The sequence below is a fragment of the Acidovorax sp. KPB24-03 genome, from assembly GCF_057546605.1.
On sequence record NZ_BAAJYR010000683.1, the window covers coordinates 1 to 1,246 of the forward strand.

General features: G+C 72.6%; 1 protein-coding gene and 2 pseudogenes. All 3 read right to left on the reverse strand.

The features are described from left to right. Positions 1-203 (reverse strand): annotated as a pseudogene (locus AC27KI_RS25170) (uracil-DNA glycosylase family protein); the annotation flags it as partial. After that, positions 200-670 carry a ribosomal protein S18-alanine N-acetyltransferase gene (rimI, locus tag AC27KI_RS25175; protein ID WP_284424366.1) on the reverse strand — a complete coding sequence of 157 codons (471 nt, stop codon included), beginning with the start codon at positions 668-670 and terminating at the stop codon, positions 200-202. The pseudogene AC27KI_RS25170 and the gene rimI, both read right to left, overlap by 4 nt. After that, positions 667-1,246, reverse strand: a pseudogene (gene tsaB / locus AC27KI_RS25180) (tRNA (adenosine(37)-N6)-threonylcarbamoyltransferase complex dimerization subunit type 1 TsaB); the annotation flags it as partial. The gene rimI and the pseudogene tsaB, both read right to left, overlap by 4 nt.

Below are 1,246 nucleotides of genomic sequence, written 5' to 3' on the forward strand. Positions count from 1 at the left end.
GCGGGAGTCGGGGCCTGCGGTGCTGGCGCCAATCGGGGCGCGGCCGGCACGGCGGAGGAGGGGGGGGCATCCGTGGATTCGGCCGCCGGAGTCTTGGCCACGGCCGGCTCCTGCACCGCCACGGAGGCCGGAGCCGGCGCCCACACGGTGATGCCCATCTCGGCCAGCATGGCGCGCTGGCGTGCGTCCAGGTCCAGGCTCATAGTGGCAGGCTCATCACGACGGCATCCTCGCGTTCGCCGCCGTGGGCGGGGTAGTAGCGCTTGCGTTCGCCCACGAAGCGAAAGCCCCGGGCTTCGTAGATCGACCGTGCCCGCGCATTGCTCACGCGCACTTCCAGCCACAGCCATTGCGCGTTGCAGCCGCGCGCCCACAGGGCCAGCGCATCCAGCAGCAGCCGGGCCCAGCCCTGGCGCTGGTGGGCGGGTGCCACGGTCAGGTTGAGCAGGTGCACTTCGTCCACGCCTTTCATGGCCACGAAGTAGCCGATCAGTTCATCGCCGGCCATCAGCAGCTGGGTTTCGTAGCCGGCCGCCATGGCATCGATGAAGTTGCCGCGCGTCCAGGGGTGCGTGTAGGCGACCTGTTCGATCGCCAGCAGCGCATCCAGCCGCGCGAGCGTGAGCGGCTCGAACCGGGCTTCTTCGGGGGTGTGGGGAACGGCGCTCATGGGGCACTCAGAATGGGAGGCAGGGCGGCTGCGGCCGCCTGCCTCGCCGCCAGGCGCTCCGCCGTGGTTTGCGCCACTTTATCGCGCACGTACAGCGGCAGGGCTTCGCTGGCCGGTTGCGCGCCCCCCGCAGCGATGCGCGCGGGGGGCCAGGTGCAGCAGGGCCAGAGCGGTCGGCAGGGCGAACACGTGGGGGGCGTCGGGTGCGAGCCGCTCGCCATAGGCCGCGCGGGCATTGCCGGCCACGGTGTAGCCGGGCGGCACGGCCACGGACTGCGGCGCGCACAGGCCGAAATCGTCGCCTCCGCGCCATGTGCCGTCGGCCTGGAATTCGAAGGGCGCGGTGTAGACCTCGTCCATGCGGGCGTCGAGCACCGCCACCACGCGCGTGCAGCCATGGGCATGGCGGGCCGCCTCGGCCACGGCCAGCAGGGTGTCGATCGGCAGCACCGGCACGCCCGCGCCGCCGCGCGCACCGAACGCCAGTCCCTGCGCCACCGAGCACGCCGTGCGCAGGCCGGTGAACGAACCCGGGCCGCGCCCGAAGACCACGGCATCCAGCGTGTCGAACGACAG

Coding starts and splice junctions, on each gene's coding strand:
- rimI (WP_284424366.1), bottom strand. CDS start 670: ATGAGCGCCGTTCCCCACACCCCCGAAGAAGCCCGGTTCGAGCCGCTC.